The organism is Methylorubrum zatmanii (assembly GCF_014845115.1).
Classification (GTDB): domain Bacteria; phylum Pseudomonadota; class Alphaproteobacteria; order Rhizobiales; family Beijerinckiaceae; genus Methylobacterium; species Methylobacterium zatmanii.
This window is the reverse complement of record NZ_NKUI01000236.1, coordinates 1-5924: the sequence shown is the minus strand read 5'-3', so window position 1 is coordinate 5924 and position 5924 is coordinate 1. Positions and strand designations below refer to the sequence as shown.

The following is a 5924-nucleotide window of genomic DNA, read 5'->3' as shown; positions in this document are numbered from 1 at the left end:
AAAATCCTGCATAGCTCGGGTGCGACCCTGCTCGTCCTCGCCGTCGCCCGCGGCGCGGGCGCGCGAGATGCGGCCGGGCTGCTTCTGGCCGGCGTCGCCGTCGCGGCGATGCTCGGGGCGATCCGCTCCTTCCTGATGCTGGCCCTGTCCGACGAGAGCGTCAGCTTGCAGCTGGTCCTCAGCTGGACGCTGGGCGGCATCCAGACGCCGACCTGGGCCGGGTTGGCTTGGCTCACCGGTCTGTCGGCGCTGGCGGTGGGCCTGAGCCTGACGCTCGCGCACGGTCTCGATCTCCTCGGTCTCGGCGAAGATCAGGCAGAGGCGTTCGGCCTGGAGACGGACCGCTTCATCGGCCGGGCGATCCTCATCGGTGCCGCCGTCGTCGCCCTGGCGGTCGCCTATGGCGGCCTCGTCGCCTTCGTCGGGCTCACAGCCCCGCACATCGCGCGCTGGTGGGTCGGGCCGCGCCATCGCGGTGTCCTGCCGGTCTCGGCCGGGATCGGAGCGGTCCTCGTCGTGGTCGGCGACGGTCTCGCCCGTGCCTTGCTTCCCCCGGCCGAGATTCCGCTCGGCTTGGTCACCGCGGCAGCGGGCGGCCCCTTCTTCCTGATGCTCCTGCGCCAGCGGATGCGCGCATGAGCCGCCTTCTCGCCGAGCGTCTCACCGTTGCGGCCGGGAGGCGCCGTCTGCTCGAAGCCGTCTCGGTCGATCTCGCACCCGGTGCCCTCGTCGGGCTCATCGGCCCCAACGGCGCGGGCAAGTCGACCCTGCTGCGGTGCCTGGCCGGGCTGCTGCGACCGGACAGCGGAACCGTCATGCTCGACGGGACCGCCCTGGCCGATCTGCCGCCCCGCGAGCGCGGTCGCCGCATCGGCTATCTGCCGCAGAGCTTCCATCCGGCCTGGGACTACACGGTCCAGGAGATTGTTGAACTCGGGGCCAGCCGGCGGCCGGGTGCGGCACTCAAGATCACGGACCTGCTGCGAGACCACGGCCTCGTCGGTCTCGCGGCGCGTCGCTGGTCGCAGGTCTCGGGCGGCGAGCGGGCGCGGGCCTTGCTGGCGGCGACGCTCGTCGCGGAACCGAGCGTGCTGCTCGCCGACGAACCGGGCGCCAGCCTCGATATCGGCCACCGCATCGGCCTGATGCGCCGGCTCCGTGAATGGGCCCGTCGGAGCCTCGTCGTCGTCGTCCTGCACGACATCGAGCGGGCGGTCCTCGATTGCGACCGGCTTCTGCTCCTGGAAAGCGGGCGCGTGATCCGTGACGACAGCGCTGCAGCGGTTGCGGACTCACCGGATCTGGACCGCGTCTTCGGGGTTCGCTTCGAGCGCGGCGCGCTGGCGCAGGGAGCGGACGCCCTTTTGATGCTGGAGCGCCGCCTATGACGGCAAGACCGGAGCGCGATGGTGATTCCTCGTTCAGCGTCGCCTGTCACCATCGTGCGTGCGCATCAACATGCGGCGGGCGCGAAAAAAGGGGGCTGGAGATCGGGCCTCGGCCGAGCCGACCTCGGACCAGGCCCTGGGTCGCTCGCGCGGTGGGCCGACCCTTCCGGGGCCGGCCCGTGCCTGTCCCTCGTTTGTGCCCCTGGGGGCTGGTTGCGGGCGCCTCGACTGCGAGGGTCAGGGCTGGTGTGATCAGCATCCGATACAGATGCCGCGGTCGAGGATGGAGTCGCCCGAGGTGCGGCCCGCACGTCTCCCGCCGGTATGCCGTGGACCCGCAAGGTCGAAGTCTCCGGACCGATGCATCACCTGCGGGATAGCGTAGGCGTCTGTGGGACGGGCCTCGCCCAGGTTCGAACGGCGGCTTCGCGCCTTGTCCCTGGGCATGCCGCTGCCGCTATCGAGGTCCGAATCGACGAAGCTCTGAGCCGCGGCGGAGGCTGTCACCAGCAGCGCGAAGGAAGCGAGCGTTCCTAGATACACGCGGCGCATGGAAGCCCCGAGAATGCGTCTTCCAGGGTGCCGTTTTGGAGGCTTATCTAGCATCTAAGCATAGTCTCTCAAAGATGCTGCTCAAGGGAGATGGTATATACTCGACGTTATGAGGGACAGGCGCCCCGTGTTTGCGTGTCCTTGCGATCCTGGTCCCGCACCAGCCAGTGCACGGCCCCCAGGGCGAGGACGGCCGCGGCCAGTCCGATGATGGTCAGAGGCTCGGTCTTGCTGGCATCCAGGATGATGAACTTGCGGGCTAGCGCCAGCAACGCGATCAAGATGACGGTGCGCAGTTGGATGATGCTTTCCTGCCGGTGCAGCACGCTCAGAATCGAATGATTGAACTCCAGGGCGATCAGCACCGTGAAGATCATGCCGAACACGGCCTGGAACACGCTGTGCTCGGCCGGGTCGAGCAAGCCGTAGACCACCAGCAGCACCACGCGGAAGCATAGGTTGATCACCGCGGCGATGATGACGAGGCCGATGAGGCCGGTCAGAACCACGACGATCCCCTCTTCGAAGCGCTCGTAGAGGCTCAGGCCCGGCCACGCCTGGCGCGTTTCCCGCAATGTGTCGGCCGCCGCCGAGAGATGTCGCGAGTAGGGAAAGCGCCGTCGGGTCCGGTTCAGATTGATTGGGTCCTCGGTCGTACGTTCATCCACCCTGCGAGCTCCTTTGCGCCTTCCATGTCTCGGAACGGCATCGATGCCACTCTACGAGCGATACGAGCCACTCAGATCGGTCGCTTGATGCGGCTTCATTTCCGCCCAGCTGGCACGGTGCAGAATCCAGGTTTCCGCTGCCGCAAACGCCATCACACCAGCCCCCACGCAGACATGTGTCCAAAACGCACCGGAGCTTTCGGTGAAGTGCAGAGCCCAAGGCGCGAGTATCAACCAGAGGCCGCCGAAGAGGTTGGCACGTTCCGCACGTAGTGGCGGCCAAACCCAGGAGACGACGGCCAAGCCTGCCACGACCATGGCGCTAATCCAGGCGCTCCAAGACGCTCTTGGCACGCCCGAGTAGCCCCAGACCCAGGGGGCCGCAAACAGAAACACGGCAAGTGCAATGACGCACGATGTGTAGGATTCGATGTGCTCTCTCCAGTTCCCGCTCATGATCCGCCTCATGCTTGCAGATCGCAGATGGTGTCCGCTCTGGAGCGGCCGTTCGAATGGTTCAGTAAAAAACTGCTATGATCTCCGCTGCCGGACCTGAGGGTCCGGCAGCGGAGATGGTCGTCCATCACCAAGGCGCTCAAGCAGCGATGGCGGCGAACTCACCCAATGTACTGCTCGTCCCTGGTGCCGTCTGGTCACCGAGGTCCTGGCCCACCGAAGATCGAGAGCGAATAACCAACGGCCTGCCGAAGGCATGCCTATCGCACCGGGCCCAAAACCGCGGCGACACGAGGCTGGCCTGCGGAACGCGTTCAGGCTCAGCCTCGACGTCGTAGTCCAGCCCTTGGCGCTCCGCATAAGCGACGGCCTCGGCCCGAGAGGCGAAGGTCAGCCGAACCTCGGTGGCCAGGGTGTCGCCGCTGCCCGTCCAGCCCATGATCTCGTCGATCTCCGGGGGTGTGCGCCGCTCGAAGCTGAGGATCCAGTCGTTCTCGCGGGCCCGACCTGCGGTTTCGATCGGACGCTTGCGGCGGCGTATGACCGCGTGTGCGCCGGCGAGCCAGGGCGCCGGGTTGCACACGACCGGCGGATTGTTGTGTCCGATCCCGGCTACGGTTTCCTGCATGGCTGCGTCTCCATCCCTTGATCCGATCAGGGGTTTAACGCTCCGAGATACGTGGCTGTCTGTACACAGAAGCTGGCGGCAAACGACAGCAGGGCCGCATCCCAGGCGGTGAGGTGCGGGCTTGCGGCCGGCGGACCGGCCTGCATGATGGCAAGGGCGAGCCAGACGTAGCCTGCCACTGAGAACAGGGCCGCCAGCGCCCAAACTGCGATCGATCCCGGCAGGATCGACGCGAGGCTGACGCAAAGGCACATGGAGAGCAGCCAATCCGTCAGCAGCGCCGCGTTCGTCTCTCGCGCTGTACCCATGGACCACCGGCGTTGCTCCCAGGACCACCGATGGCGCCAATCCTTTAGGTGTAAGGTCGTCATGCGATCGCTCCCTCCTAGTTGAGGCTGTTCCGCCATGACGCTGCTTCGCGATCGCCGCGGTGTCCGAACGCGAACGGCAACCGCGGCTCTCCCCTCGCTGCCGGATGGTTGATCGGCCCTTCATCCAGCGCCTGCAGCGCGGCCAGAATGGCATCGAGCGGGACGGGCTCGGCCCGACATCCCGGCAGGCAGCGCAGGGTTGGGCATGATTCGACCGCCCGGGCATCGGACGCCCAGGATGCCAGGATGACGCGCTTCTCGGCCGTGGTAAGGCCGGGATAGGTCAGCACCTCGCGCGGGTGCCTGAAGACGTCACCCGGTGCCACGAAGACCTCGAACGCGTCCACGGCCGATGGCTGGAGCGTCGCCGAGGCCAGCGGGCCGAGCCGTTCGACGGGTGCCTCAATCTGCTGCTGCATGGGTCCCTCCTCAATCGAGCAAAGGTTCAGCGGCCGGCGTGACCCGCTGGTCCGCGCCGGCCGCCGTTTCATGCGTTCAGTCGTTGGCTTTCCCAGAACCGGGAGCGTGCGCCTCAGTGCGCCGTCGTCTGCGGCGTGCCGCCGTTGATCGCGATGCGCCGCCCTCGCTCCGGTGACTTGGCCGAGCGCGGCAGCACCACACTGAGCACGCCGTTCTTGAACGAGGCCTCGGCCTTGTCCTCCTCGACGGCCAAGGGAAGGGCGATACTGCGCTCGAAGCGGCCGTAGGAACGCTCCGTGTAGCCGCGCTCCTTGTCACTCGTTTCGGACCGTTTCTCGCCCCGCAACGTCAGGATGCCGTCCTCGATGAAGAGTTCGACATCCTTCTCATCGAGGCCCGGCAGTTCGGCCGAGACGCGCAGACCCTGCTCGGTCTCGACCACCTCGACGCTCGGCCACCCGAGACCGCGCATCGCCGGCGCGAGGGCTCCGGTGCTGAAGCCGCTGAACACCTCATCGAACAGACGGTTCATCTCACGGTGGAGCGTTAGGAACGGGCTCGCGGGCTCATCCCGCATTCGGCTCGGCACGGGGGCGTTCGTGCCGCGGCCCCAGGGAATCAGATCTCTCACACTCATGGCTTTCGTCTCCATCAGCATGGTTGAGGGCATGTCACCTTCCGCGCGGGCACAGGACCCGCACGAGATCCGTGTCGTTCCTCGTCGAGATCAGGCCGCTTTGGCGCGGTCCTCGACCTGTGCAGGCGCGTTGTCCTGCCCGATGGCGACCTGCATGCCGCCGATGGCGATGCGGCGGGGCTTGAGCGCCTCCGGCACCTCGCGCTTGAGGTTCACGGTGAGCAGGCCGTTCTCCAGGGCGGCTCCGGTGACCTTCACGTGATCGGCCAGATTGAAGGTCTGGCGGAACGCACGCGCGGCGATACCGCGATGCAGGTACTGGCGATCACCCTCCTGGCCCTTCTTCTGGCCGGTGACCACAAGCACGGTATCGTGCTGGGTGAGGTCGATCTCGTCCGGCGTGAAGCCGGCCACCGCCATGGTGATGCGGTACTCGTCCTCAGCCACCTTCTCGATGTTGTAGGGCGGCCAAGCGGCTGTCGCTTCGGCCCGTTCGGCTTGGCTCAGCAGATCGAGCAGCCTGTCGAAGCCAACGGACGAACGGAACAAGGGCGCAACGTCGTAGGTCCTCATAACCACATCCTCCGATGAGCAACGTGACTACAAGGGACGCCGGACATCGGGCGTCCGGTGCCCATGGTGCGAGCCCATACCGGGCCTCGCACGCGCGTAACGCGGCAAGCACAGGCCGGTTCCGAGATGCGCCGGAATTTTTTGCCTGTATTCCGCAACTGCCGCACGGTGCCGCTGCCGATGAAGAGGCCGCCGCTGGCGGAGCGTTTCTCCTAGAGGCTGTTATGAACC

9 protein-coding genes and 1 pseudogene are annotated in these 5924 nt (G+C 66.7%); 3 read left to right on the top strand and 7 right to left on the bottom strand.

Translation table 11 applies throughout. The annotated features are described in order from the left end of the window. From MZTS_RS22255 to MZTS_RS25720, 3 genes and pseudogenes are all read left to right on the top strand, one after another. Window positions 1–639: FecCD family ABC transporter permease (locus tag MZTS_RS22255; RefSeq protein ID WP_192285444.1), on the top strand; the 639-nt coding region annotated here is incomplete at its 5' end. After that, window positions 636–1388, top strand: coding sequence for an ABC transporter ATP-binding protein (locus MZTS_RS22250; RefSeq protein WP_009865309.1), 753 nt, complete (start codon window positions 636–638; stop codon window positions 1386–1388). The genes MZTS_RS22255 and MZTS_RS22250, both read left to right, overlap by 4 nt. Window positions 1389–1436: 48 nt before the next feature. Further along, window positions 1437–1545: pseudogene (locus tag MZTS_RS25720) on the top strand (IS5-like element ISMra2 family transposase); the annotation flags it as partial. Between the two features lie 502 nt (window positions 1546–2047). On the opposite strand, the gene MZTS_RS22245 reads toward MZTS_RS25720, so the two are convergent. The 7 genes from MZTS_RS22245 to MZTS_RS22215 all read right to left on the bottom strand — a co-directional run bounded on the left by MZTS_RS22245 (window position 2048) and on the right by MZTS_RS22215 (window position 5693). Further along, window positions 2048–2608 (bottom strand): phosphate-starvation-inducible PsiE family protein, encoded by a 561-nt coding sequence (locus MZTS_RS22245; RefSeq protein ID WP_343068833.1) that lies wholly within the window; start codon window positions 2606–2608, stop codon window positions 2048–2050. Window positions 2609–2659: 51 nt separating this feature from the next. Then, a complete protein-coding gene (locus MZTS_RS22240) occupies window positions 2660–3064 on the bottom strand; it encodes an SPW repeat protein (RefSeq protein WP_246482229.1) in 405 nt (134 codons plus the stop codon). A 139-nt stretch (window positions 3065–3203) separates the two neighbouring features. Beyond that, a complete protein-coding gene (locus tag MZTS_RS22235; RefSeq protein ID WP_192285442.1) occupies window positions 3204–3692 on the bottom strand; it encodes an NADH dehydrogenase ubiquinone Fe-S protein 4 in 489 nt (162 codons plus the stop codon). Between the two features lie 26 nt (window positions 3693–3718). After that, window positions 3719–4000: a hypothetical protein gene (locus tag MZTS_RS22230; RefSeq protein WP_246482228.1), complete on the bottom strand. Its 282-nt coding sequence runs from the start codon at window positions 3998–4000 to the stop codon at window positions 3719–3721. Between the two features lie 77 nt (window positions 4001–4077). Beyond that, window positions 4078–4482 (bottom strand): hypothetical protein, encoded by a 405-nt coding sequence (locus MZTS_RS22225; RefSeq protein WP_246482227.1) that lies wholly within the window; start codon window positions 4480–4482, stop codon window positions 4078–4080. Between the two features lie 113 nt (window positions 4483–4595). Further along, window positions 4596–5120: an Hsp20/alpha crystallin family protein gene (locus MZTS_RS22220; RefSeq protein ID WP_192285440.1), complete on the bottom strand. Its 525-nt coding sequence runs from the start codon at window positions 5118–5120 to the stop codon at window positions 4596–4598. 90 nt (window positions 5121–5210) lie between these two features. Beyond that, on the bottom strand, window positions 5211–5693 hold the full coding sequence (locus MZTS_RS22215; protein ID WP_192285439.1) for an Hsp20 family protein: 483 nt from the start codon (window positions 5691–5693) through the stop codon (window positions 5211–5213). Window positions 5694–5924 lie beyond the last annotated feature (231 nt).

Coding starts and splice junctions, on each gene's coding strand:
- MZTS_RS22240 (WP_246482229.1), bottom strand. CDS start 3,064: ATGAGCGGGAACTGGAGAGAGCACATCGAATCCTACACATCGTGCGTC.
- MZTS_RS22215 (WP_192285439.1), bottom strand. CDS start 5,693: ATGAGGACCTACGACGTTGCGCCCTTGTTCCGTTCGTCCGTTGGCTTC.
- MZTS_RS22235 (WP_192285442.1), bottom strand. CDS start 3,692: ATGCAGGAAACCGTAGCCGGGATCGGACACAACAATCCGCCGGTCGTG.
- MZTS_RS22230 (WP_246482228.1), bottom strand. CDS start 4,000: ATGGGTACAGCGCGAGAGACGAACGCGGCGCTGCTGACGGATTGGCTG.
- MZTS_RS22220 (WP_192285440.1), bottom strand. CDS start 5,120: ATGAGTGTGAGAGATCTGATTCCCTGGGGCCGCGGCACGAACGCCCCC.
- MZTS_RS22225 (WP_246482227.1), bottom strand. CDS start 4,482: ATGCAGCAGCAGATTGAGGCACCCGTCGAACGGCTCGGCCCGCTGGCC.
- MZTS_RS22250 (WP_009865309.1), top strand. CDS start 636: ATGAGCCGCCTTCTCGCCGAGCGTCTCACCGTTGCGGCCGGGAGGCGC.